Below are 23,015 nucleotides of genomic sequence, written 5' to 3'. Positions count from 1 at the left end.
CTCATCGCAGCTCCTCGTCGGCCGTGACCCCGCGGCCCGCGGCCGTCAGCGCCCGTTCGACCGTGGAGTGCACGAGCGTCGAGAGGAAGCGTCCGGGCGCCGGCACGCCCGCTTGGTCGAGCAGGGCGGCCGACTGCTGCACGATCGAGTCGGCGAACTGCGTCGCGGTCGCGATCGCCTCGCCGTAGGCGGGTCGATCCGCGTCGGCGACGACCACCGGCTCGCAGCCGAGCTCGACGGCGAGGGCCTGGGCGATCGGCAGCACGGGCGCGGGCGCGGTGACGGCGGCGTAGGCGCCGGTCAGGGCACGCAGGTCGAGCGTCGAGCCGGTGAAGGTGATGGCCGGGTGCACCGCGAGCGGGATCGCTCCCCGCGCCGCCGCGGGGGCCAGCACCGCGAGCCCGTGCACCGGGTCGGTGTGCAGGACCAGCTGCCCGACCTGCCACGCCCCGAGCTCCGCGAGCCCGGCGACCAGGGGCTCGAGATCGTCGTGCGGGACAGCGAGCACGACGAGCTCGCTGCGACGGACGACCTCGTCGGTGTCGAGCACCGGCACACCCGGCAGCACCGCGTCGACCCGTTCGCGGTCGGATCCCGCGGTGATGCCGGTGATGGCGTGGCCGACGCCCGCGAGCGCGGCGCCGATGACGGGACCGACCCGGCCGGCGCCGACGATGCCGACGCCGAGTCGTGAGCTGGCGGTCATCGTTCCTCCTCCGGGGACGCGACGGGCGGCACGTACGGCGGGGGCGGCGTCACCGCACCCGGGGCGGCGTACGGCGACGGCGGCGGGACGGGCGGGACGTACGGCGGCGGCGGGACGACCCCGGCCGGCGGAGCGTAGGACGACGGAGGTGGCGGGGGGACGTTCGCGCTCACGGCGGGGATGCCGGCCTCGACGACCCCGTCGGACGCAGCCCAGCGGTGCGTTCGGTCGGTCGCAGCCGCCGAGACGGCGACGGCGGCGACGCGCTCGAACGCGGCGATCGCGTCGTCGCGGTCGATACCCGTGACCGAGGCCACGACGGGACCGGCGACGGTGTGCGCTCGGAGCGTCGCGACGCGCAGCGCACGGTCGAGCGGCCCCTGCTGCAGCCCGATCGACTGCAGGCGAGCCAGGGGCACCATCGCGAGCCGGCGCCAGAGCAGGCCGCGCCGCAGGAGCAGCAGATCGGTTCCGACCGCGAGGCCGTTGCGACGCCAGGACAGCGGACGCAGGATGCGCGCGCGTCGGGGCGTCGTGACGTAGCGATCGCGAGAGCGATCGCCGAGGATGCCGTCGCGGATGATCGCCGCGCGATCGGCCTCGGCGACCGCCGGCAGGATGAGTCCGAGCACCCGGTCGACGTCGGCGAGCGTGCCCACGGGCAACACCGTCGTGAACTGGTCGGTCGTGGTGTCGGTCGCGCTGCGTCCCGTCATCCGGTTGATCCGCACCCCCCACCAGCCGAACGCCCGCCAGAAGATGGGCTGCGTCACCTCGATGGCGTGGATGCGGCCGGGCGGCAGGATCTCCGAGACGGTCGTGAGCAGTCCGAACGTCACGCGCACGCCGTCGCGGGTGGGGGCGATCGAGTAGCGCAGCGAGCGGACGATCGTGCGCACCCAGTACGCACCGAGGCCCAGCAGCGCCGGCAGGTAGGCGAAGATCACCCAGAACACGCTCTGCGCGACAGCGATCGTGAGCGCCGTGGCACCGGCGAGGATGACGACCGTGCCCCAGCTGGCCAGCTGCGATCCGACGAGGCGGCCGGGCGGGATGCGGACGACCGACGCAGGCTCGGCGGCGTCGGCGTCATCGCCCTCGATGAGGCCGGTGAGGCCGCGCGCGACCGTGTCGGTCACTCCGGATCGGGCGGCGTTCGCGGCCGCGGCGGCACGGGCTTCGGCCAGGCGCTGCCCCGACGCCAGCCGCAGGATGTCGGCGCGGATCGTCTCGGCGTTGCTGGTCGAGAGGTACTCGAGCTTGACGTTCGCGTCCGCTCCCGCGCCGACGATCTCGAGCTTGGCGGCTCCGAGCAGACGGGCGACAGCGGGTCGCGTGAGGTTCACGCCCTGCACGCGGTCCAGCGGCGCCCGTCGCTGCGTACGCGAGAGGATGCCGCTGCGCACCTCGACGTCGTCCTCGGTGATGCGGAAGGTGTGGAAGCGCCACGACAGGTAGAAGCCCCCGACGATGAGAGCGAGCGCCCCCACGGTCACGAGCAGTGCGATGAGGATGAGGTTGTTGGCGAGCACCCACCCGATCGGGTCGCCCGCGGCCTCGTACTCCTCCCACTCCTCGGTCGCGCCGCCGGGGCCGAACGCGGGTACGAAGATGCCGATCAGGCGGTCGCGCATGTTCGCGACCACGATGCCCAGCACGACCAGCAGCGCGAGCCCCCCGCGCAGCAGCGGCGTGAGCGGATGCAGGCGGTGCCATTCGCCGTCGCTGAGCGGCGAGCGCACGAGCTCGGCGGGCGGGGCCGACACGGCGTCAGGCGCCGACGGCGCGGCATCCGGTTCGGGCACGGGAGCACCGGAGCCGGGAGCGTCCGCCGTGCTCACAGGCCGGTCCGGCGCGACTCGGCGACCGACATCAGGTGGTCGCGCAACGCATCGGCCGCCTGCTGCGTGAGCCCGGGGATCACGACGCCCGTCGCGGCCGCGGCGGTCACGAACTTCAGCTGGGCGATGCCGAAGCCGCGGTCCATCGGACCGTGGGTGATGTCGACCAGCTGCATCCGGCCGTAGGGCACCGCCACCATGCGCTGCCACAGGATGCCGCGCCGGAAGACCAGGTCGTCCTCACGCAGCTGATAGCCGATCGAGCGCACCTGGCGCGGCAGGATCGCCATACCGGCGACGATGAGCACGATGAGGATGCCGCCGGGGATCAGCGCCCACGTCTGTTCCCACAGCAGGACCAGGGCGAGCACGCCCGCGACGACGACCGCGAGCCAGAAGCCGCTGCCGATCAGCTGCACGATCAGGTACTTGCGCGAGATCTGGTGCCAGACGCCGCGCTCGAGGGCGAGGCGGTTCTCGCTGCGCGGCTCGCGGATGCGGTCGTAGGTGCCGGCGTCGAGGGCCTGCTCGATCGGCGCCGAGGCGGTGGCCTCAGTGGTGGGAGGGAGTGGCGTCGGGCTCGGGTGGTCCGGGCTGTTCGTCATCGTCGTCCTTCTGAATCGTGCAGAGCTGCTCTGCGATCATGCTCGCCACGACGAGCACGACGGCCCCGACGATCGCGGCGGTGACCGCTGCCGACGAGCCTACTGAGGGAGGCACCGGACGTGTGAAGAGGAACAGCAGCAGGCCGACGCCGATGCCGCCGACGAGGGCGCCGACGATGCTCGACGCTTTCGCGAGCATCGCCACCCGCACGGCGCGGAAGGGGTCGACGCGCGGCGCGAGCCCGCGGGTGGCGCGCCGGATCGGCAGGGCCAGCACGATGTTCGCGACGCCGAGCAGAACGAACAGGACCGGAAGCATGATCGACGGCGTGAAGGTCGGTCGCCCCGACCCCGTCAGCAGCTGATCGACGAGGAAGCCCGCCGCGACGCCGAGGACGGCGGCGGCGACGAGCGTCAGCGGCGAGGTGCGTCTCACGGCGCCGCCTCCGCGTCGGCGCGCAGCGCGGCCAGCAGTGTCTCGACGCGTCCTCGGCCGGGCAGCTCGGCGTCGGGGTCGACGGCGAGCCACGGCCCCAGGACGAAGTCGCGCTCCGCCGCCCGCGGGTGGGGCAGCGTGAGCTCGGGCGCATCGCTCACGACGTCGCCGTGCACGATGAGATCGAGGTCGAGCGGGCGATCCTGCCACCGCGGCTGCTCCGGCGATCGGGGCGCGCGGCCGTGGCGCTCCTCGATGGCGTGCAGATACGTCAGCAGCACGCTGGGTGCGAGCCGTGTCTCGACGATCGCCACCGTGTTCAGGTACGCCGGGGCGGCGGCATCCGGGCCCTCGAGGGTGAGCGCGACCGTCTCGATCGGCTCGGCGGCGCGGATCAGCCGGGTCAGCGGCAGTCGGTCGAGCTCGTCGATCGCCGCTGCGATCGTCTCGGCCCGGTCACCGAGGTTGGCGCCGAGGGCGACGACCGCACGACGGCCCGGAGCCGCGGCGGTGGGGCGCGCGGCCGGTGAGTCCTGAGCGAGGCGGCGGTTCATCGGTGCTCCCGTCGACGGGTGAGGGTGACGCTGACGTCACCGAACGGCACCGGGATCGGCGCCTGCGGCTTGTGCACCGTCACGGTGACGGCGTCGACGCGATCGAACGCCAGCGCTGCTCGAACGATGCGGTCCGCGACGGTCTCGAGCAGGTCGGCGGGGTCTCCCGCCAGGATCGCCGCCACGCGCTCGGACAGCTCGCCGTAGTGGACGGTGTCGGCCACGTCGTCGCTCGCTGCCGCGTCGGCCAGCGACAGCTCGAGCTCGACGTCGGCGACGAACTCCTGCCCCTCGCGCCGCTCGTGCTCGTAGACCCCGTGATAGCCGATCGACCGGATGCCGGTCACCGTGATGCGATCGCTCATACGCCCTCCCGCCACGCCCGCCGCACGGCCAGCGCGTCGCGCGTCGCGGCGACGTCGTGCACGCGCACGCCCCAGGCGCCGGCCTCGGCGGCCAGGGCGCTGGTGACGGCCGTCGCGGCATCCCGTCGGGCCTGGTCCGGGTCGGCTCCGAGCGCGTCGGCGAGGAAGCCCTTGCGGCTGGTGCCGACGAGGACGCGCTTGCCCAGACCGACGATGCGGTCCAGGTGACGCAGCACGCCCCAGTTCTGTTCACCCCGCTTGCCGAAACCGATGCCCGGATCCAGCACGATGCGCGACGGCGCGATGCCGGCGGCCGCGGCGGTCGCGATCCGCTGCTGCAGCTCGGCGACGACCTCGCCGACCACGTCGTCGTACCGCGCCGTGGCGTACATGTCGGCGGAGTGTCCGCGCCAGTGCCCGATGACGATGTCGGCGTCGGTCGGCGCGACGGCTGCGAACATGCCGTCGTCGGCCAGGCCGCCCGAGACGTCGTTGACGATGCGGGCCCCCGCGGCGACGGCCGCGGCGGCGGTGCCGGCGTTCATCGTGTCGACGCTCACGACGAGGCCGCGCGCGGCCAGCGCCTCGATCACCGGCAGGACGCGCGCCTGTTCGACGTCTGCGGCGACGCGCTGCGCACCCGGGCGGGTGGACTCCCCGCCGATGTCGATGACGTCGGCGCCCGCCTCGCGCAGCGCGAGGCCGTGCCCGACGGCGACATCCACGTCGATGAAGCGCCCACCGTCGCTGAACGAGTCGGGCGTGACGTTGAGGATCCCCATGATCGCGGTCACGCGGCGCCGCCCGAGATCAGCGCGATCAGCTCGGCCCGTTCGGCCGGCTCGGCGTAGGCCCCGCGGGCGGCGACGGTCACCGTCGTGGCATCCGGCTGCCGGCCGCCGCGCATCGTGACGCACTCGTGCTCCGCGTCGAGCACGACCAGCACACCGCGCGCGTCGAGTGCACCGGCGATCGTGTCGGCGATCTGCTCGCCCAGGCGCTCCTGCACCTGCGGCCGCGCCGCCAGGATGTCGACCACCCGCGGCAGCGCGCCAAGACCCACGACCTGCTCGCCCGGCAGATACGCGATGTGCGCGTGACCGGCGAACGGCAGAAGGTGGTGCTCGCAGAACGATCGGAACCGGATGCCGCGCACCATGACCGCCCCGGAGGGCAGCGTGTCGGGCGCCGGCCCGCGCGCCACGGAGATCGTGTGCGCGAGCGGTTCCGCGGGGTCGGCCCCCACGCCCGCGAAGAACTCGGTGTAGGCGTCCGCCACCCGCTGCGGGGTCTGCTTCAGCCCCGGACGGTCGGGATCCTCCCCGATCGCCTCGAGCAGGTCGCGCACGAGGGCGGCGACACGTTCGCGATCGACGGCCACGCCCCGACCCTACGCGGTCGCGGGTCGCGCCTGCCCGGAGGGGCGGCGCTGCGACGAGCGCTCGGCGGACGCGGCGGCCTCGGTCTCGGCGACGGTCGACGCGGCCAGCCCCGCCTCTTCGCGACGCTTGGGGACGTCGATCGGGGGCAGGTTCGAGACCGGGCGGTCCTGGCTCGAGAGCCACTGCGCGCGCGGCGGGAGCTTCTTGATGTCCTTGAAGATCTCGGCGAGCTGCAGGTGGTCGAGGGTCTCCTCTTCGAGGAGGGCGAGCGCGAGCTTGTCGAGCACGTCGCGGTTCGCGTTGATCACCTCGTAGGCCTCGTTGTGCGCCTGCTCGATCAGCAGTCGCACCTCGGCGTCGACGCGCTCGGCGATCCGCTCCGAGAAGTCACGGCCGTGACCCATGTCGCGGCCCATGAACACCTCGCCCGACGACGAGCCCAGCTTGACGGGACCGACCTCGGTGGTCATGCCGTACTCGGTGACCATCTTGCGGGCGATGCCGGTGGCCTTCTCGATGTCGTTCGAGGCGCCGGTCGTGGGGTCGTGGAACACGACCTCTTCGGCGACGCGGCCACCCATGGCGTAGGTCAGCTGATCCTGCAGCTCGTTGCGGGTGACGGAGTACTTGTCCTCGAGGGGCAGCACCATCGTGTAGCCGAGCGCCTTGCCGCGCGGCAGGATCGTCACCTTCGTCACGGGGTCGGAGTGGTTCATCGCTGCGGCGGCGAGGGCGTGGCCGCCCTCGTGGTACGCCGTGATGAGCTTCTCCTTGTCCTTCATGACGCGGGTGCGACGCTGCGGACCGGCGATGACGCGGTCGATCGCCTCGTCGAGCGCGCGCATGTCGATCAGCTGCGCGTTCGAGCGTGCGGTCAGCAGCGCGGCCTCGTTGAGGACGTTGGCCAGGTCGGCACCGGTGAAGCCCGGCGTCTTGCGCGCGATGACCGCGAGGTCGACCGAGGGCGAGAGCGGCTTGCCGCGCCCGTGCACCTCGAGGATCTTCTGCCGGCCCTTGAGGTCGGGGGCGTCGACGCCGATCTGGCGGTCGAAGCGGCCCGGACGCAGCAGGGCGGGGTCGAGGATGTCGGGACGGTTGGTGGCGGCGATGACGAGCACCGAGACCTTGGGGTCGAAGCCGTCCATCTCGACGAGCATCTGGTTGAGCGTCTGCTCCCGCTCGTCGTGGCCGCCGCCCATGCCGGCGCCGCGGTGGCGACCGACGGCGTCGATCTCGTCGATGAAGATGATCGCCGGGGCGTTCTCCTTGGCCTCCTTGAAGAGGTCGCGCACACGGCTCGCACCGACGCCGACGAACATCTCGACGAAGTCCGAGCCCGAGATCGAGTAGAAGGGCACACCGGCCTCGCCCGCGACGGCGCGCGCGAGGAGCGTCTTACCGGTTCCGGGAGGGCCGTACAGCAGCACGCCCTTCGGGATGCGGGCGCCGACCGCCTGGAACTTGGTCGGATCCTTCAGGAAGTCCTTGATCTCCTGCATCTCCTCGATCGCCTCGTCCGAGCCGGCGACGTCGCCGAAGGTGACCGTCGGGGTCTCCTTCGTGACGAGCTTCGCCTTGGACTTGCCGAACTGCATGACGCGGCTGCCGCCGCCCTGCGCACTCGACATGAGGAACCAGAACAGCAGACCCAGCAGCACCAGCGGCAGCATGAGCGAGAGGAAGCCGTCCACCCAGGTCGGGCGGGGCACGACGTCGTTGAACCCGTCGGACGGGTTGGCCGCGTCGATCGCGTCGACGACGGCGTCGGCACGCGCGGAGGTGTAGTAGAACTGCACCTGCGTCGAGCCCTCGAAGGGCTCGGAGAGGGTCAGATCCACCCGCTGATCACCGTCGGTGGTCTGCACCTCGGTGACGGTGTCGCCGCTGAGCAGCTCGAGGCCCTGCTGGGTCGTGATCTGCTTCGCGCCGGTGAGGCTGGAGATCAGCATGAAGCCGATCAGCAGCAGCGCGCCGATGAGCAACACGTACATCAGCGGGTTGCGCGTGACTTTCTTGACGTCCATGGTCCGATCAGGCTACCCCGCGCGGACTATGCGCGATCTGTGCGTTCGTTTTGGGCGTACCGGACGCCCGCGGGGCGTCAGCTGTAGACGTGCGGCGCGAGCACGGCGACATCCCGCAGGTTGCGGTAGCGCTCGGCGTAGTCGAGGCCGTAGCCCACGACGAAGTCGTTCGGGATGTCGAAACCGACGTACCGGCAGTCGATCTCGACCTTGGCCGCCTCGGGCTTGCGCAGCAGGGCGAGCACCTCGAGCGACTCGGCGCCGCGCGACTCGAAGTTCTCGAGCAGCCAGCTGAGGGTCAGGCCGGAGTCGATGATGTCCTCGACGATGAGCACGTGCTTGCCGTGCAGATCGGTGTCGAGGTCCTTCCGGATCTGCACGACACCGCTCGACTTCGTGCTCGCGCCGTACGACGACACCGCCATCCAGTCCATCGTGATGTCGCGCTTGAGCGCGCGGGCGAAGTCGGCCATGACCATGACCGCGCCCTTGAGGACGCCGATGAGGATGAGGTCCTTGCCCTCGTAATCCGCCTCGACCCGGGCGGCGAGCTCGACGAGCTTGGCCTGGATCTCCTCCTCGGTGACGAGGACGTCGGTGAGCTGGTCGGCGATCTCGGCGGCACGCATGCGACGAGTTTAGGCGTCGCCCGCACCCGCCGAGAACTCGATGAGCCGGCCGACGCGTCGGGCGCGGCATCCGGGCAGGTCGATCGGGCCCTGACCGGTGTAGTCGGTGACCAGCCGGGCGACCTCGAGGGTCTGCACGCGCGTCAGGCTCTCGTGGAACTCGCTGCGCACCACATGGCGGATGAGGCGATGCCGCAGGGCCGGCGGGTTCGCCGCGAGCGCCGCGACCGAGATCGCGATGCCCGCCTCGGCCGGCTCGACGATGTCCTCGATCGTCTCGGCAATCATGTCGTCGAACGCCCGGGCGTCCTCGCGCAGCTGCTCGGCGGTGCGCGCCAGGGCCTCCGCCACCCCGGGCCCCAGCTCGGCCTCGAGCACCGGCAGCACGCGCTCCCGCACCCGCACCCGGCGGAAGCGGTCGTCGGTGTTGTGGGGATCGAGCCACGGCTCGAGCCCCGCCGCGGCGCACGCCGCGGCCGTCGTCGCTCGGCGGACCTCGAGCAGGGGCCGCAGCCAGCGCACGCCCGACACGTCGTCGATACGCTCGGGCGCCATGCCCGCGAGGCTCGTCGCGCCCGCGCCGCGCGCGAGACCGAGCAGCACCGACTCGGCCTGATCGTCGAGGGTGTGGCCGAGCAGCACCGCCGCGGCACCGGCATCCCGCGCCGCATCGCGCAGCGCGCCGTAGCGGGCCTCGCGCGCCGCGGCCTCGGGCCCACCGGCGGCGCGGACCTCGACCCGGACGACGAGCGGGTCGAGCCCGAGCGTCGCCGCGGTGCGGGCGGCTGCGCGGGCGACCTCGTCCGAGCCGGCCTGCAGCCCGTGGTCGACCGTGACCGAGGCCGCGCGCAGCCCGAGCTTGGGAGCCTCGAACGCCGTCGCCGCGGCCAGGGCGAGCGAGTCGGCGCCGCCCGACAGCGCGACGAGAACGGTGCTGCCGTCGGGCAGCCCGGTCAGCGCGGCGCGGACAGCGCGACGGATCTCGGCGATGGCGGGGTTCAGCGACGGCACGCGCCCACGGTATCCGGGCGCGGCTGTGCCGTCGGCAGGCTGAGGGCCTCGCGCGGCTCGTCCGGGGCGGCGACACCCACGCTCAGCCTGTATACGGCACGACACGTCTGCGCCAGTAGGCTGGTCGCGGCATCCCACCGTCTTATCGAAGGAGCACAGGTATGGGCGCGTACGACGCCGTCATCGAGATCCCCCGCGGCAGCCGCGTGAAGTACGAAGTCGACCACGGCACGGGCCGTGTGTTCCTCGACCGCGTGCTGTTCACGCCCATGGGCTACCCCAGCAACTACGGCTTCTTCGAGAACACCCTCGGCGAAGACGGCGACCCGCTCGACGTGCTCGTGCTGCTCGACCGCGACCTCTACCCCGGCGTGCTGGCGAAGGTCCGCCCCGTCGCCGTGCTCAAGATGAGCGACGAGGCCGGCGGCGACGACAAGGTCGTCGCGGTCCTGGCGAAGGACCCGCGCTGGGCGCACATCCAGGATGTCGGCGACATCGACGACTGGACCAAGAACGAGATCGGCCACTTCTTCGAGCACTACAAGGACCTCGAGCCCAACAAGTGGGTCAAGGTCGACGAGTGGGCCGGCGCCGCCGAGGCCGAGCGCCTGGTGTCCGAGGCGTTCGAGCGCTTCGAGGAGCACGAGGGCCAGACCAAGACGCAGGGTGAGGGCGAAGCGCCCACCACGCTCTGACGTACAGACGAGAAGAGGGGCGGATGTCGCGACATCCGCCCCTCTTCTCGTTCGCGCTCGGCGCCGGGATCAGACCGAGACGCCGCGATTGCGCAGGAACGGCGCCGGGTCGATGCGAACGCCGCCCTGGTAGATCTCGAAATGCAGGTGGCAGCCCTGCGAGACGCCGGTGTTGCCGGCGTAGGCGATGACCTGTCCGGCCGAGACCCACTGGCCGTTGCTGACGTTGTAGCCGCCGTTCTGGATGTGCGCGTAGGCCGAGACGATCCCGCCGCCGTGGTCGACCTTGATGTAGTTGCCCCAGCTGCCGCTGTACGCCGCGAAGACGACGCGTCCCGCTGCTGCCGCGTAGATGGGGGCGCTGCAGCCGCCGGCGAAGTCGATGCCGCGGTGTCCCGACGTGCAGTAGCCGTTCGAGCAGATGGTGCCGCGGTTGCCGAACCACGACGAGATGTACCCGGGACCGGGACGCACCCAGCCGGACGGCTGCACCTGGCCGGCTCCGCCGCCACCACCACCGCCGCCGCCGCCGCCACCGCCGCCGCCACCGCCGCCGTTGTTGTTGGCGGCGGCCGCTGCGGCCGCGGCTGCTGCCGCCTGGCGGCGAGCCTCTTCCTCGGCTGCGCGTCGGGCGGCCTCTTCGCGCTCGCGGCGACGACGCTCCTCGTCGCGGCGACGCTGCTCCTCGACGCCGGCCTGGTAACCGGCGACGGTGGTCGCGGTCTCGTCCTTCAGCGCGGCGAGCTGCGCCTCGAGGGTGGCCATGTTGGCGGTCTGCTCTTCGAGGGCGGCCTGCGCAGCGGCAGCGGCATCCTGTGCGGCAGCCATCTTCTGCGCAGCTTCCTTCTGCAGGCGGTCGCGCTCGTCGCGGGCCACGCCGGCCTGGTCGCTGAGGCTCTGCGCGGTCTCGCGCGCGGCGACGGCGTCGGTGTAGACGCCGCGGTTGGCCTGCAGGAGCTTGTCCATGGTGCCCAGACGCGCGAGCAGGTCGTCGGCGCTGGCTGCCGAGTCGGAGAAGAACAGCCGCAGGCTCGTGTCGTCGCCGCCGTTGCGATACAGCTGCGCGGCGAGCTTGCCCGCGCGGCGGGCCGACTCGAGCGCGACGGCCGCCTGCGCGTCGGCCTCGGCCTGCAACGCGTCGGCTCGGTACGCGGCATCCTCGAAGTCCGCCTGCGCCTGCGCGTACTCCTGGCCGAGACGCTCGGCCTCGGCCTGCTTGTACGCGACGTCGGCGGTCAGATCAGCGATGAGCTTCTCGATGCGGGCGATCTCCGCGCCCTTGGCCTGCTCGTTCGCCTTAGCCCGCTGCACGTCCTCCCACGAGGGGTAGCCCTCGATGGCGAGGGCGGCGGGGATGCCGGGCGACAGGAACGCGGTCGCGGCGACGAAGCCGACAGCGCCGAGACCGAGCGCACTGCGGCGCGAGATCAGCTGAGACAGCTTCTTGCTCTCTGCGGGCGTCGGGGCGCAACCGCAGTCTTCGGGGGATTCGAGGCTTTCGTATCTCACGCGGGTGATCCTCCATATCGCGTGGGCAACTCTGGTCACAGTAGCAACACACGTCCCAAGCGAGAAGCGCAGACGAAGTCACCGGCGGCAGATATGCCGGCGACCGGAGCGATGACAGCCTCATCCTGCCCCGCCGACACGCCCGGGAGCCGGACGCCACGCGCTCGATTCGCACATCCGCCGGGGATCGCATATGCTTACTCCTCGGTAAGCGTGAACGTTTGACTCCCGGGTCTGGGTTCGCTCGGCCCCATCGTTTAGCGGCCTAGGACGCCGCCCTTTCACGGCGGTAGCACGGGTTCGAATCCCGTTGGGGTCACTCCCACAACTTAATAAGCATGGCCCTGTAGCGCAGTTGGTTAGCGTGCCGCCCTGTCACGGCGGAGGTCGCGGGTTCAAGTCCCGTCAGGGTCGCTCTAAAGCGACGGGCCCTTTGGTTTCCAGAGGGCCTTTCGTCTAGGACATGGCTTCCATGACGCCATGCGGCTCTGTAGCTCAGTTGGTAGAGCGCACGACTGAAAATCGTGAGGTCACGGGATCGACGCCCGTCGGAGCCACACGGCTGATCATTACAATCAGCCCAGAAACCCTCGCCTAGCTTCTACATGGCGGGGGTTTTGCTTTGCCCTGGTGAGATCAGGGTTCCCGGTCGGCCGTCGGTAGAGCTTGCTCCCGAGCGATCTCCCGCTCCATCAGCCGTCGCACCCGGACGTACCGCACCGCGTAGATGAGGACGGACAGAAGCGCGCTCGCGACCAGCGCGACCGCCACCCACACGAAGGCGTATCGGGTGGCGAGGAAGACGAAAGGCGCGCCGGCGACGACCAGCACCGCGCTGAGCACGCTCACCCCGGTCAGAACGCCACCGCGTGGCGAGTGCAGCACCTTCTCTCGGAGGAGGTCCTCCTGCGCCGATTTCCGCCACGTCACGACGGGAAAGAGCACGGCCACGATGACGCTGAGAACCACGACGCCCCAGGTGTCGGCCCGTTGCGCCCATTCACCGTCACTGAGCGTCATCTCCATGAGACGGGCCCCCGCCCTGGCGCACCGGTCGACACGCTATGACCGGTTGCCGCGGCGGGAGAAGGCGAAGACGCCGATCATGACCAGGGACGACAGGAACGCGAGCAGGCCGAGCATCTTCCCCTCTGCGTCGAGCGCGCCGAAGAGTCCCCGATCGGGGCCTTCGCCGGAAGGAACGAAGATGAGCAGGATCAGGCCGGCGACCGCGATCAGCGAGGCGAATGCGATACCGGCGGCGCGCTGCCCTCGTGTCATGACGCGACTCTAGCCGCCGCGCATCGCTGTACCGTGGCGCCATGGGGAGAGAGCTCACGCAGCGCGAACGTTCGGTGGCGACGTTCCTCATCGACAACGGTGACCCGTTGCCGGGCGACCCGGCGCTCGGGACCGACGAGCGGGACCACCTGCGCGAGCGCCTCACCAGGGCGAAGGCGGGCGAAGCCTGCAGCTGCGGCACCTGCCCGTCCATCCAGCTGATCGGCGACGCTTCGCCCTCCAGGGACATCGAGGTCCGAACCGTGCTGAGCGCCGAGATCCCCGGCGCGACGCTCCTGCTCTTCGTCGACCGAGGGCAGCTCAGCTATCTCGAACTGGCGCCTCACGGCGACGAGCCGTTCGCCGAGTTTCCCGCGCTCGCGTCGTCACCAGATACGAAGGAATCGGAGGCATGACGGTGGACGGCGAGCAGCTGCACCAGGTCGCCGCGGCCCGGGCCGGGACTCTTCCCGGGGCCGAGCTCTCCTACCCCTTCGGCCCCGAGTGGGACGTCTGGAAGGTCGGAGGCAAAGTGTTCCTGCTCCAGACCGCGCTGCGAGGCGAACCGCTCACCACCGTCAAAGTGGACCCCGCGGACGGCCAGATGCTCTGCGAGGCGCTACCCGAGATCTCCCCGGGCTATCACATGAACAAGAAGCACTGGATCACCGTCCGCAGCGGGCCGTCGATCGATGCGGAACTCGTCGAAGACCTCGTCACCGACTCGTACCTGCTGGTGGTCGAACGCCTCCCGAAAGCGAAGCGACCCGTCGACCCGACCACGTTCGGCAAGCATGACGAGTAGCCCGCCGGCTCACGACGTGGTCGGCGGCATCCGGGCCTGACCGTCAGAGCCCGCGGCGGAACATCCACATCGCGGCGAACACACCGCTGGTTCCGAGGACCAGCAACCCGACGCCGAGCCAGAGCCACAGGGTGTCGCCCGCCGCCAGTCCCCGAATAACGAGCACCGCGCCGGCAACGACGCAGGCGATGGCGGCCGTCGCACGAGTCCAACGAGCCAGTGCGGGCCGTGCGCGGTGCGCACCCTCGGGGAGAGCGGCCGGTCGACGCCCGAAGTCGTCTTCGCTCACGCCATCCGCTCCCCGGCCTCATACTCCTGCGTCGAGGACGGCCCGTCCATCGCCTCGTCGAAGCGCCGCCGGGCGTCCTCGATGCTCGGCAGGTACGCCTCGATCCAGTTGAGGATGATGTCGACGGGCGGGCGTAGCGTCTTGCCGAGCGCGGTGATGCGGTACTCGACCGCTACCGGCCGGGTTCCCAGAACGACGCGTTCGACGATCCCGTTGCGCTCGAGTCGGCGAAGCGTCGCGGTGAGCGACTTCTGGGTGACCGCGGGGATGGCACGCCGCAACGCACTGAACCGCGCCGGCTGCGCGCACAGCTCGTTCAGCACCGCGAGTGACCACTTGTCGAGCACCTGGTCGAGCAGTTCGCGATGCGGCGCGGCGATGTCGAAACGGTCGTCGCTATGGGTGGCGGTATCGGTCACGCTACCCAGTCTCGTTGAAGGTACCGCGGACCACCAGGTAGTCATGGGATACCGCCAACCTGATGACAGGAGTCACCATGACCGTTCGCTTGTTCTCCCCCGAGACCTTGATGCAGCCCGTCCCGTACCACCACGTCGCCGTGGGCTCGGGTTCCCGTCATGTCCACGTCGCCGGTCAGATCGCGCGCGACGCCGACGGCGCACCGACATCCCCCGGCGACCTCGCCGGTCAGGTCGCCCAGGCCTTACGCAACACTCATGCCGGCCTGACCAGCGCGGATGCCTCATTCGCCGACGTCATCCGCTTGACCTTCTACGTGACCGGCTGGAGCCCCGACCAGATCGACGCCTTCATGGCCGGCGTTCATGAGGTGGCCGCAGAGATCGGGCTCCCCGTTCCCCTGCCGCCCGCGTCACTCATCGGAGTGGACTATCTCTTCGAGCCCGACGTCCGGGTCGAGGTGGAGGCCACCGCGATCCTCGACTGAGCCACCGCCCTACTCGGGCAGTTCGCCCGACGCGCACGGAGCGATGGCGTAGACATCAACGACTTCCCTGCCATCGACGTCCGCGATGATGACGTCGAGGATGATGCCGCTGGCGTGGTTCAACGCGACCGCGGGATACGACACGTCCACGACCTCCTCGTCGATGACGAAATCCTCACCCAGCCGACCCGGGAGATCGCGAACGAAGTCCTCTCCGCGGAAGGCCTCATCGGGGGTCACGGCCCATCGGGCGCTATAGGTATAGCCGTTGCCGCACCGGAGGTAGGGCGAGTCGGCGGACACGTCCTCGACGACGCCGCCCGGAACCTCGTCCGCGATCGCGCGCATCACGCCGTCGGTCATCGCGCGGGCATCGTCGAGCGTCAGCCGGTCCTCTCCCGCGCACCCCGCGAGGATGAGGCCCATCAGCACGCCGAACACGATGCCGGCGAGAGTGCGGAAGGTCATCCCGTCACCGCGGGGACGATGGCTCGCGTCACGCCGGCCGGTCATCCTCGACCTCCGCACGCACCCCAGAGCCCGCGCCGGTGTTCGCGCGCATCATCCTGCGCCGCCAGGTGCGCTTCCTGACCGGCGTAGGCCGCGTCGTAGGTGTACTCGACGCCCGCGCCCGCCGCGATGACCATCTCGGCCACCTGGCGCCCGTCGATCTGGACGTGTCGGAGCAGGCGCCCGTACCGGTCGACGTCGTCCTGGGTTGAGTCCGGATAGATCTGCACGATGCGGCCCGAGAGAGCCTCGTCGACGAACGCACGCGCTTCCTGCGCGTAGCATTCGTCGGCGGCGCCGTCGCGACCGATCTCCGGGGTGTCGACGCCGATGATCCGAAGCCGCTCCGGGCCGTCGACGGTCCTCACGACGAGGGTGTCGCCGTCGATCACGGACGTGACCGCTGCGCTGCTGACCATCACCACGCTGCGCGTCTCGTCCGGATCGGGCGGCGGCGTGCACGCGGTCGCGGCGGCGACGGCGGTGATCATGAGCAGCGACGCGGACGCGCATCGCATGCTCGCTCTCGACATGGAACCAGTGTCACCGAGGCGTGCGCGCGAGGGAACTCCCCACGCCGCGCCAGGAGCGCCGGGCGCTATGTCGGCTCGGTGACCCGGACGAGTCCGCAGTTCAGGCACGACCACGCGACGATGAACGCCTCGTCGTCGAGGATCTCGAATCGCAGCGGATCACCGCACGTGGGGCACGCCCACGGCACCGGATTCGCACTCACCGCTCCCCCACCCCACCGAATCGCGCAGCCAGCGCGACGGCATCGTGCGGCGCGCGTCCGCGGGCGTCGTTGTCGAAGTAGACCCACACGTCACGCGGACGACCATCGGATGCCGCCGTGCCGTCGGCCCAGCCGCGGATGCGGTCGGCCCATTCGTCGAGCTCAGCGTCGGTGTATCCGCTGGCATACAGGTCGGTCGCCCCGTGCAGCCGCACGTACACGTGGTCGCCGGTCGTGACCTCGTCGAACCGCGGGAAGCGCCCGGCGGTGCCGGCGACGACGAGCGCGGTGTCGCGGGCGCGGAGCAGCGCGACAGCGGCATCCGTTCCGAAGCCGGCCGACCTCGGTTCGAGGGCGTGATGGATCGGGCGGTCGTCGTCGATCTGCAGCCACGCGCGACCGTCGAGCCGCGCGTCATGGCGCTCGGCGAGGGCGAGCGCCTCGCTCATCGTTCTCGGCAGCACCGCAAGGAACTCCTCGAGCACGTCGGGGTCGAACTCCTCGCGCTCGGGCAGTTGCCACAGCACCGGCCCGAGCTGCGGACCGAGCGCGAGCACCCCCGAGGCGAAGAAGTTCGCCAGCGCCGTCTCGACGCCGCGCAGCCGCAGCATGTGCGTCACATAGCGCGAGCCCTTCACGGCGAAGACGAACGACTCCGGCACCTCGCTGCGCCACCGCTGATAGCTCGATGGGCGCTGCAGCGAGTAGAACGATCCGTTCAGTTCCGCCGTCGTCATCCGCTGCCCGACGTATTCCAGCTCGCGCCGCTGCGCGAGTCCCCGCGGATAGAAATCGCCACGCCATCCGGCGTAGCGCCACCCCGAGATACCGACGCGCACGCGCCCCGCGGGTTCGGGCGGGGCGAGAGAGCTCATGCTCCAGGACTACCCGATCGAGCACGCGGAGCGAAGGGGCTTGTCGTCCACAGACGCGCGGGGCTAGCACCGCCCGTCGCCCTAGGATTCGACGAGAACACCGCCACGCAACAGGGGGAACGATGGCCGCAACACGTCGCACGAACGCGCAGCGGCGCCGCACGCGACGGGCGGTGGGCATCGGGGTCGCGATCGCCGCCGTGACCGCGGTCGGCGCCGTCGCGGGCTGGTTCGCGGTCGACGCGATGCTCCGGGCCGATGCGGCCGAGCGCTCCGCGGCATCCGGTTCCACGCCGACGGGCACCCCGACCCCCTCGCCGACACCGCTCACCCCGGCGCAGCAGCTGCTCGCCGGCTCGACCGACCCGAACACCTGCGCCGTCTCGTTCGCGGGCGACGGCGTCGACATCCCGCCCGTCCTCGAGACGCAGGGCCAGCTGTACACGGCGCTGCCGATCCCCGCCCGCGACGGCCAGGTCTTCGCCGGGTGGTACGCCACCACCGACGACGCCGCGGCCCTGTCGATCCCCGGACGCCTGAACGGCGCGGATGCCGTCGCCTGCGACGCACGCGAACGCACGGTGCACGCCGCGTGGATGGCCCCCGATGCGAATGCGGCCGCCGCGACGCGGGTGCCGATCCTGATGTACCACCAGTTCACGACGAAGCCCGAGGGCGAGTCGGGGTGGCTCCGTGGCAACTACGCGTTCGTCGGCGACTGGGAGGCGCACCTCGCGTACATCGCGGAGCAGCAGTTCTACCTGCCGACGTGGGCCGAGCTCAGCGCGTTCATCGACGGGCGCCTGTTCCTGCCCGATCGCTCGGTGATCATCACCGACGACGACGCCGACCCCACGTGGCTCGAGCTGGCGGTGCCGCTGGTCGAGAAGTACCGCGTGATGACGACATCCTTCGTCATCACGGTCAACGGAGCCGGTCCCGAGCTGACGCCGTACGTCCTCAAGCGCTCGCACACCCACGACATGCACACCGCCGGGGCCGACGGTCAGGGCCGCATCGTCAACTGGTCGCACGACGAGATCGTCGCCGACCTCGAGACGTCGGCGGGCGTTCTCGGCGGCACGAAGGAGGTCATCGCCTACCCCTTCGGGCATCACGACGACGCCGCGAAGCAGGCGGTGGCGGATGCCGGCTTCGAGATGGCCCGCACGATCGAGCCGGGCTACGTCGCGATCGGCACCGACAAGCTCGCGCTTCCGACCGTCCGGATCAACTACGGGATGACCGTAGATGACCTGCGGAAGGCCATCGGGTGAATCTCAGGGCATTTCCGAAAGTTCAACCGGTTGTCCCCATAACAATCCTCAGTACTGTGTGAATTCCCCCGTCCTCTCGGAATCGCGAGCGCATATGGATCTGACGATCGTCGTCCCGACCTTCAACGAAGGTCCGAACGTCGTGGAGCTGCTTCGGCGCATCGGCGACGCGGTCGACGATCGAATGATCGAGGTCGTCTTCGTCGACGACTCGACCGACGACACCCCGCAGATCATCGAGCGGGCCGCGGCTCACACCGACTTCCCGGTGCGCCTCATCCACCGCGACGCCCCCGTCGCCGGGCTCGGTGGCGCGGTCGTCGAGGGCATGAAGGCAGCGGCATCCTCGTGGTGCCTCGTCATGGACGGCGACCTGCAGCACCCGCCCGAGGACATCCCGCGCCTGCTCGCCCGCGCCGACCGCGGCGACGTCGACGTCGTGGTGGCCTCGCGGTACATCGCCGGCGGCGACTCGAAGGGCCTCGCCGACGCGACCCGCACGACCGTGTCGCGCGCCTCGACGCTGCTGACGAAGTCGATGTTCCCGCGCAAGCTCGGCGAATGCAGCGACCCGATGACCGGCTTTTTCCTCGTCGACCGCGACGCGATCGACATCGATGCGTTGCGTCCGCGCGGCTTCAAGATCCTGCTCGAGATCCTCGCCCGCCGCCACCTGCGCGTCTCGGAAGTGCCGTTCGCGTTCGCGCCGCGGTACGCCGGAGCATCGAAGGCCACCTTCACGCAGGGCATCCGGTTCCTCACGCAGCTGCTCATGCTCCGCTTCGGCCGCATGTCGGCGTTCGCCCTCGTCGGCGGGGTCGGCGCGATCGCGAACCTCGTGATCATGTGGGGCCTCATCCGCCTCGGCATGGACTACCTGCCGGCGTCGATCATCGCCAGCGAGATCACCATCATCAGCAACTTCCTGCTGCTGGAGTACCTCGTCTTCTCGGACATGCGCTCCGAGTCCGGCTCGATGACGCAGCGGTTCCTCAAATCCTTCACGTTCAACAACGCCGAGGCGATCATCCGCATCCCCGTGCTGTGGGTGCTGGTGGAGAACGCCCACATCCCCAGCGTCATCGCGGCGGGGCTGACCCTCGTCGCGGCCTTCGTCGTGCGGTTCGTCTTCCACGCCCTCGTCGTCTACGCGCCCAAGAAGCAGCGCGTCACCCCCGTGCTCGAACCCACACGCGAGCGGGCCCGCGCCATCGAGTACTGAGCGGTCGTACGCTGGAGGGATGAGCGTTCCCTCCGACACCATCACGATGTTCGGCGCCGCCTGGTGCCGCGACTGCCGCCGCACGAAGGCGCAGCTCGACGAGCTCGGCGTCACCTACACCTACGTCGACCTCGAGGCCGACCCCGCCGCCGCCGACGTCGCGCGCGACATCTCCGGCCGCACGCAGATTCCGGTCGTGGTCTACCCCGACGCGACGCACCACGTCGAGCCGAGCAACGACGACGTCGCGGCCAAGCTGCGCGAGCTCTCGCTCATCTGACCGTTCTCCGGGCCGGGCGGGCTGATCGACCGGCCCTGATAGACTGGTGGTTCCTGCGGCGCACTCGTGCCGCACGCGTCGTAGAACGCCTTCCGCTCATCGGGTCACGACCCCGCGGACACTTTCGTACGGCGAACCCGCATGCGCACCCGCATCCGGGCCACCGATCAGGGCGCCGACGTGTGCCCGGAGAACGCTCCCCATGACTGACACCACTTTCCGCACGCTCGGCGTGCCCGCTCCTCTCGTCGAGGCCCTCGCGAAGGACGGCAAGACGACCGCCTTCCCGATCCAGGTCGACACGCTTCCCGACACCCTCGCCGGGCGCGACGTGCTCGGCCGCGGCAAGACCGGCTCGGGCAAGACCCTGGCCTTCTCGATCCCCATGGCCGCGCGCCTCGGGGGCGAGCTCGCCGGCGGGTCGCGCCGCGCCACCCGCATCCTGGGTCTCGTCCTCGCTCCCACGCGTGAGCTCGCGACGCAGATCAACGCGACCCTCGAGCCGCTCGCTGCCGCGTACGGCATGAAGACGACCACGATCTTCGGCGGCGTCAACCAGAACCGTCAGGTGCAGGCGCTGAACGCCGGCGTCGACATCGTCGTGGCCTGCCCGGGCCGCCTCGAAGACCTGCTGCAGCAGCGTCACCTCACCCTCGACGCCGTCGAGATCACCGTCATCGACGAGGCCGACCACATGGCCGACCTCGGCTTCCTGCCGGCCGTCACCCGCATCCTCGACAAGACGCCGCGCGACGGACAGCGGATGCTGTTCAGCGCGACCCTCGACAACGGCGTGGACAAGCTCGTCAAGCGCTTCCTGCAGAACGAGGTGCTGCACTCCGTCGACGAGGCGCACTCCCCCGTCGCCGCGATGACGCACCACCTGTTCCACCTGGCCGGCGCCGACGAGAAGAAGGATGTCGTCACCGCCCTCGCCTCGGGCATGGGCCGCCGCATCCTCTTCACGCGCACCAAGCACGCCGCGAAGAAGCTCGCCAAGCAGCTGACCGCGCAGGGCATCCCCTCGGTCGACCTGCACGGCAACCTGTCGCAGCCGCAGCGCGACCGCAACCTCGCCGCGTTCTCGTCGGGCTCGGCGAAGGTGCTCGTCGCGACCGACGTCGCCGCCCGCGGTGTGCACGTCGACGACGTCGAGCTGGTCGTGCACGTCGACCCGCCCATGGAGCACAAGGCGTACCTGCACCGCTCGGGCCGCACCGCCCGTGCCGGCGCCGAGGGCGCCGTGGTCACCCTGGTGCTGCCGGGCCAGGAGCGCGACGTCAAGGATCTGCTGCGCAAGGCCGCCATCACGGTCACGCCGCAGAGCGTGACGGCCACCTCGCCCGCCGTCGCGGCCCTCGTCGGCACGGTGGCGCCCTACGTCACCCCCGCGCCGGTCGAGGCCGCTCCGCGTGGCACGAGCCAGGGTGCGAACGCCCAGCGCAAGCGCGCCGCGCGCGATGCCCGCGAGGGTGGCGCGTCGACCGGCGGCGGTCGCTCCGGCGGTCGTGGACGCGGTGGACGCGGTCAGGGCCAGGGCGCAGCCGGCGGTCGCGACGGTCAGGCCGCGCGCACCGGCGGCCAGGGCGGTCAGCAGAGCCGCGGCCAGCAGTCGGCACGCGGTGGTCAGCCCGCCGAGCGCCCGGCCCGCGAGAGCCGGGATGCCGCGCCCGCGGGCAACCCGCGTCGCACCGGTCGCCGCGCAACCTCGAACGGCGCCGCGTCCGGCGGCAAGCTGACGGTGGGCTCGGTCGTGCGCCCGAACAGCGCCGGTCGCCGCTCGGGTCGCTGAGCCCCCCGACACGAAAAGGTGGCGCGTGCGCCGGGAACCTCACGAGGATTCCCGGCGGGCGCGCCACCTTTGTGCTGTCCGGGGGTCAGTCCGCGACGAGCGAGAACTCCGCGTCGAGAGCATCCAGCTCTCGGGTCACCTCGGCCACGCGCTGGGCGCGGAGCTCGGCGGGCAGCCAGGACGCCTCGAACGAGGCGACCGCCATGCGCCGGATCTGCGCGTGCGTCGCCCCGATCTGCTCCGAGACGATGCCGTACTCGGAAGCGAGGGTGGTGGGGAACATCCCCGGGTCGTCGGAGCACGGGATGACGTTGAGCCCGGCCTCCAGCATCGCGGCGATCGACGCGCGCCGCCACGGACGCCACGAGCGCCGCGACGTCGTGGAAGCGACCGTGAACGACACCTGCTCGTCGCGCATGCGGGCCACGACGGCGTCATCCTCGAGCACGTAGTAGCCGTGGTCGATGCGGTCGCAGCCGAGAACGTCGAGGCAGGTGATCGTGTTGACCGCGGTGGGCGCGTGCTCGGACGAGTGCGCCGTGCGACCGAGCCCGGCCTCTCCCGCCAGGCGGTAGGCGTCGGCGAAGCGCTCGGGCGGACCGGCCGTCTCGAGATTGTCGAGACCGATGCCCCCGACGTACGCATGCGGGTTGTCGACGACGCGGCGCACGACCTCGAGCGCCTCCTCGCCGCTACGGCTGCGGTCGATGCCCTGGATCATCAGTCCGGTCATACCGAAGTCGCGCTCGGCCATCCGGATGCCTTCGGCGTAGGCCTCGACCGCGCCGCGGTATCCGAGTAACTCGAGGTGCGGCGGCAGGGCGTCGAAGAACAGCTCGAGGTGGCGCGTGCCGCTCGTGCGGTGGGCGTCCTCGAACGCCTCGTAGACGATGCGCGTCAGGTCGTCGGCATCCCGCAGCACCTCGACGACCCAGTTCGACACCTGGAACAGCGAGTACGACACCTCGGGCTCGTCGGCGGCCCGCTCCTGGGGCACCGGGATGCGGGTGTTGCGGTACAGCGCGGGGTCGGGCGGCAGCGAGTTGATGTCGGCGAAGATGCGCTCGGGGTCGGCGGGCAGCGCGAGCGACTCGCGCCGGGCCAGCTCGGCGAAGGTCGACGCCCGCACGGTGCCGATGAGGTGGCAGTGCAGGTCGGCCTTCGGCAGACGCTGGAGGTACGCGGCGGGAAGGGGCGGTGCGAGGGTCATGGTGCCGTTCGTGCGTCGAGGCGGAAAGGGAAAGGCCCGGCCGCCGAAGGGGGGTTCGACGGCCGGGCGGTCTG

General features: G+C 70.9%; 29 protein-coding genes and 3 tRNA genes. 11 read left to right on the top strand and 21 right to left on the bottom strand.

What is annotated here, in order from left to right:
* Window position 1: 1 nt before the first annotated feature.
* From PUW82_RS03515 to tilS, 11 genes are all read right to left on the bottom strand, one after another.
* Complete coding sequence (locus PUW82_RS03515) at window positions 2-706, bottom strand: Rossmann-like and DUF2520 domain-containing protein (RefSeq protein ID WP_274220949.1); 705 nt, start codon at window positions 704-706, stop codon at window positions 2-4.
* Window positions 703-2,547: a PH domain-containing protein gene (locus PUW82_RS03510; protein ID WP_337994539.1), complete on the bottom strand. Its 1,845-nt coding sequence runs from the start codon at window positions 2,545-2,547 to the stop codon at window positions 703-705. The genes PUW82_RS03515 and PUW82_RS03510 overlap by 4 nt, the downstream gene beginning before the upstream one ends.
* A complete protein-coding gene (locus PUW82_RS03505; protein ID WP_274220948.1) occupies window positions 2,544-3,152 on the bottom strand; it encodes a PH domain-containing protein in 609 nt (202 codons plus the stop codon). The genes PUW82_RS03510 and PUW82_RS03505 overlap by 4 nt, the downstream gene beginning before the upstream one ends.
* Window positions 3,100-3,588 carry a DUF3180 domain-containing protein gene (locus tag PUW82_RS03500; protein ID WP_274220947.1) on the bottom strand — a complete coding sequence of 163 codons (489 nt, stop codon included), beginning with the start codon at window positions 3,586-3,588 and terminating at the stop codon, window positions 3,100-3,102. Before PUW82_RS03500 ends, PUW82_RS03505 begins: the two co-directional genes overlap by 53 nt.
* On the bottom strand, window positions 3,585-4,142 hold the full coding sequence (gene folK, locus PUW82_RS03495; protein ID WP_274220946.1) for a 2-amino-4-hydroxy-6-hydroxymethyldihydropteridine diphosphokinase: 558 nt from the start codon (window positions 4,140-4,142) through the stop codon (window positions 3,585-3,587). Before folK ends, PUW82_RS03500 begins: the two co-directional genes overlap by 4 nt.
* Complete coding sequence (gene folB, locus PUW82_RS03490; protein WP_274220945.1) at window positions 4,139-4,507, bottom strand: dihydroneopterin aldolase; 369 nt, start codon at window positions 4,505-4,507, stop codon at window positions 4,139-4,141. The genes folK and folB overlap by 4 nt, the downstream gene beginning before the upstream one ends.
* On the bottom strand, window positions 4,504-5,301 hold the full coding sequence (gene folP, locus PUW82_RS03485; RefSeq protein ID WP_274220944.1) for a dihydropteroate synthase: 798 nt from the start codon (window positions 5,299-5,301) through the stop codon (window positions 4,504-4,506). Before folP ends, folB begins: the two co-directional genes overlap by 4 nt.
* Window positions 5,298-5,888, bottom strand: a complete 591-nt coding sequence (gene folE / locus PUW82_RS03480; protein ID WP_274220943.1) for a GTP cyclohydrolase I — start codon at window positions 5,886-5,888, stop codon at window positions 5,298-5,300. Before folE ends, folP begins: the two co-directional genes overlap by 4 nt.
* 9 nt (window positions 5,889-5,897) lie before the next feature.
* On the bottom strand, window positions 5,898-7,913 hold the full coding sequence (ftsH, locus tag PUW82_RS03475) for an ATP-dependent zinc metalloprotease FtsH (RefSeq protein WP_274220942.1): 2,016 nt from the start codon (window positions 7,911-7,913) through the stop codon (window positions 5,898-5,900).
* Between the two features lie 77 nt (window positions 7,914-7,990).
* Window positions 7,991-8,542 (bottom strand): hypoxanthine phosphoribosyltransferase, encoded by a 552-nt coding sequence (hpt, locus tag PUW82_RS03470; protein ID WP_210006773.1) that lies wholly within the window; start codon window positions 8,540-8,542, stop codon window positions 7,991-7,993.
* 9 nt (window positions 8,543-8,551) lie between these two features.
* Complete coding sequence (gene tilS, locus PUW82_RS03465) at window positions 8,552-9,553, bottom strand: tRNA lysidine(34) synthetase TilS (protein WP_274220941.1); 1,002 nt, start codon at window positions 9,551-9,553, stop codon at window positions 8,552-8,554.
* Window positions 9,554-9,714: 161 nt separating this feature from the next.
* Between tilS and PUW82_RS03460 the strand changes: the two genes are divergently transcribed.
* Window positions 9,715-10,248, top strand: coding sequence for an inorganic diphosphatase (locus PUW82_RS03460; RefSeq protein ID WP_274220940.1), 534 nt, complete (start codon window positions 9,715-9,717; stop codon window positions 10,246-10,248).
* A gap of 69 nt (window positions 10,249-10,317) precedes the next feature.
* Here the strand turns inward: PUW82_RS03460 and PUW82_RS03455 are convergent, their stop codons facing one another.
* Complete coding sequence (locus PUW82_RS03455; RefSeq protein WP_274220939.1) at window positions 10,318-11,757, bottom strand: M23 family metallopeptidase; 1,440 nt, start codon at window positions 11,755-11,757, stop codon at window positions 10,318-10,320.
* Window positions 11,758-12,003: 246 nt separating this feature from the next.
* Here PUW82_RS03455 and PUW82_RS03450 point away from each other — a divergent pair.
* From PUW82_RS03450 to PUW82_RS03440, 3 genes are all read left to right on the top strand, one after another.
* Window positions 12,004-12,076: transfer RNA gene (locus PUW82_RS03450), tRNA-Glu, on the top strand.
* 21 nt (window positions 12,077-12,097) lie between these two features.
* Window positions 12,098-12,171: transfer RNA gene (locus PUW82_RS03445), tRNA-Asp, on the top strand.
* A 70-nt stretch (window positions 12,172-12,241) separates the two neighbouring features.
* Window positions 12,242-12,314 (top strand) — tRNA-Phe (locus PUW82_RS03440).
* A gap of 79 nt (window positions 12,315-12,393) precedes the next feature.
* Here the strand turns inward: PUW82_RS03440 and PUW82_RS03435 are convergent.
* Together PUW82_RS03435 and PUW82_RS03430 are read right to left on the bottom strand one after the other, a co-directional pair.
* Window positions 12,394-12,777: a hypothetical protein gene (locus tag PUW82_RS03435; protein WP_274220938.1), complete on the bottom strand. Its 384-nt coding sequence runs from the start codon at window positions 12,775-12,777 to the stop codon at window positions 12,394-12,396.
* Between the two features lie 42 nt (window positions 12,778-12,819).
* Window positions 12,820-13,038: a hypothetical protein gene (locus tag PUW82_RS03430; protein WP_274220937.1), complete on the bottom strand. Its 219-nt coding sequence runs from the start codon at window positions 13,036-13,038 to the stop codon at window positions 12,820-12,822.
* Window positions 13,039-13,112: 74 nt separating this feature from the next.
* Between PUW82_RS03430 and PUW82_RS03425 the strand changes: the two genes are divergently transcribed.
* On the top strand, window positions 13,113-13,454 hold the full coding sequence (locus PUW82_RS03425; RefSeq protein WP_274220936.1) for a hypothetical protein: 342 nt from the start codon (window positions 13,113-13,115) through the stop codon (window positions 13,452-13,454).
* Window positions 13,451-13,843, top strand: a complete 393-nt coding sequence (locus PUW82_RS03420) for an MmcQ/YjbR family DNA-binding protein (RefSeq protein WP_337994538.1) — start codon at window positions 13,451-13,453, stop codon at window positions 13,841-13,843. Before PUW82_RS03425 ends, PUW82_RS03420 begins: the two co-directional genes overlap by 4 nt.
* 43 nt (window positions 13,844-13,886) lie before the next feature.
* Here the strand turns inward: PUW82_RS03420 and PUW82_RS03415 are convergent, their stop codons facing one another.
* Window positions 13,887-14,132, bottom strand: a complete 246-nt coding sequence (locus PUW82_RS03415) for a hypothetical protein (protein WP_274220935.1) — start codon at window positions 14,130-14,132, stop codon at window positions 13,887-13,889.
* Entirely contained in the window at window positions 14,129-14,551 is a 423-nt protein-coding gene (locus PUW82_RS03410; RefSeq protein WP_274220934.1) for a winged helix-turn-helix transcriptional regulator, read from the bottom strand. The genes PUW82_RS03415 and PUW82_RS03410 overlap by 4 nt, the downstream gene beginning before the upstream one ends.
* Before the next feature lie 77 nt (window positions 14,552-14,628).
* Between PUW82_RS03410 and PUW82_RS03405 the strand changes: the two genes are divergently transcribed.
* Complete coding sequence (locus PUW82_RS03405) at window positions 14,629-15,039, top strand: RidA family protein (protein ID WP_274220933.1); 411 nt, start codon at window positions 14,629-14,631, stop codon at window positions 15,037-15,039.
* A gap of 9 nt (window positions 15,040-15,048) precedes the next feature.
* On the opposite strand, the gene PUW82_RS03400 is transcribed toward PUW82_RS03405, so the two are convergent.
* The 4 genes from PUW82_RS03400 to PUW82_RS03385 all read right to left on the bottom strand — a co-directional run bounded on the left by PUW82_RS03400 (window position 15,049) and on the right by PUW82_RS03385 (window position 17,160).
* Window positions 15,049-15,507, bottom strand: a complete 459-nt coding sequence (locus PUW82_RS03400; protein WP_274220932.1) for a hypothetical protein — start codon at window positions 15,505-15,507, stop codon at window positions 15,049-15,051.
* 41 nt (window positions 15,508-15,548) lie between these two features.
* Window positions 15,549-16,082: a thermonuclease family protein gene (locus PUW82_RS03395; protein ID WP_274220931.1), complete on the bottom strand. Its 534-nt coding sequence runs from the start codon at window positions 16,080-16,082 to the stop codon at window positions 15,549-15,551.
* A gap of 65 nt (window positions 16,083-16,147) precedes the next feature.
* Window positions 16,148-16,285 (bottom strand): hypothetical protein, encoded by a 138-nt coding sequence (locus PUW82_RS03390; protein WP_274220930.1) that lies wholly within the window; start codon window positions 16,283-16,285, stop codon window positions 16,148-16,150.
* Window positions 16,282-17,160, bottom strand: coding sequence for a DUF72 domain-containing protein (locus PUW82_RS03385; RefSeq protein ID WP_274220929.1), 879 nt, complete (start codon window positions 17,158-17,160; stop codon window positions 16,282-16,284). Before PUW82_RS03385 ends, PUW82_RS03390 begins: the two co-directional genes overlap by 4 nt.
* A gap of 122 nt (window positions 17,161-17,282) precedes the next feature.
* On the opposite strand from PUW82_RS03385, the gene PUW82_RS03380 reads away from it, so the two are divergent.
* The 4 genes from PUW82_RS03380 (at window position 17,283) to PUW82_RS03365 (ending at window position 21,731) form a co-directional block, all read left to right on the top strand.
* Window positions 17,283-18,437, top strand: coding sequence for a polysaccharide deacetylase family protein (locus PUW82_RS03380; RefSeq protein ID WP_274220928.1), 1,155 nt, complete (start codon window positions 17,283-17,285; stop codon window positions 18,435-18,437).
* A gap of 94 nt (window positions 18,438-18,531) precedes the next feature.
* Window positions 18,532-19,659, top strand: a complete 1,128-nt coding sequence (locus tag PUW82_RS03375; RefSeq protein WP_274220927.1) for a glycosyltransferase — start codon at window positions 18,532-18,534, stop codon at window positions 19,657-19,659.
* Window positions 19,660-19,678: 19 nt separating this feature from the next.
* Window positions 19,679-19,939, top strand: a complete 261-nt coding sequence (locus PUW82_RS03370; RefSeq protein ID WP_274220926.1) for a glutaredoxin family protein — start codon at window positions 19,679-19,681, stop codon at window positions 19,937-19,939.
* Between the two features lie 202 nt (window positions 19,940-20,141).
* The gene (locus PUW82_RS03365; RefSeq protein WP_274220925.1) at window positions 20,142-21,731 is read left to right on the top strand and encodes a DEAD/DEAH box helicase; all 1,590 of its coding nucleotides are present in this window, start codon (window positions 20,142-20,144) and stop codon (window positions 21,729-21,731) included.
* An 85-nt stretch (window positions 21,732-21,816) separates the two neighbouring features.
* Here the strand turns inward: PUW82_RS03365 and PUW82_RS03360 are convergent, their stop codons facing one another.
* Window positions 21,817-22,941 carry an adenosine deaminase family protein gene (locus PUW82_RS03360; RefSeq protein ID WP_274220924.1) on the bottom strand — a complete coding sequence of 375 codons (1,125 nt, stop codon included), beginning with the start codon at window positions 22,939-22,941 and terminating at the stop codon, window positions 21,817-21,819.
* Window positions 22,942-23,015: the final 74 nt, after the last annotated feature.

It is taken from the genome of Microbacterium thalli, assembly GCF_028737325.1.
GTDB classification, from domain to species: domain Bacteria; phylum Actinomycetota; class Actinomycetes; order Actinomycetales; family Microbacteriaceae; genus Microbacterium; species Microbacterium thalli.
Note: the sequence above shows the minus strand (reverse complement) of the source record. Positions and strands in the feature narration are given on the sequence as shown.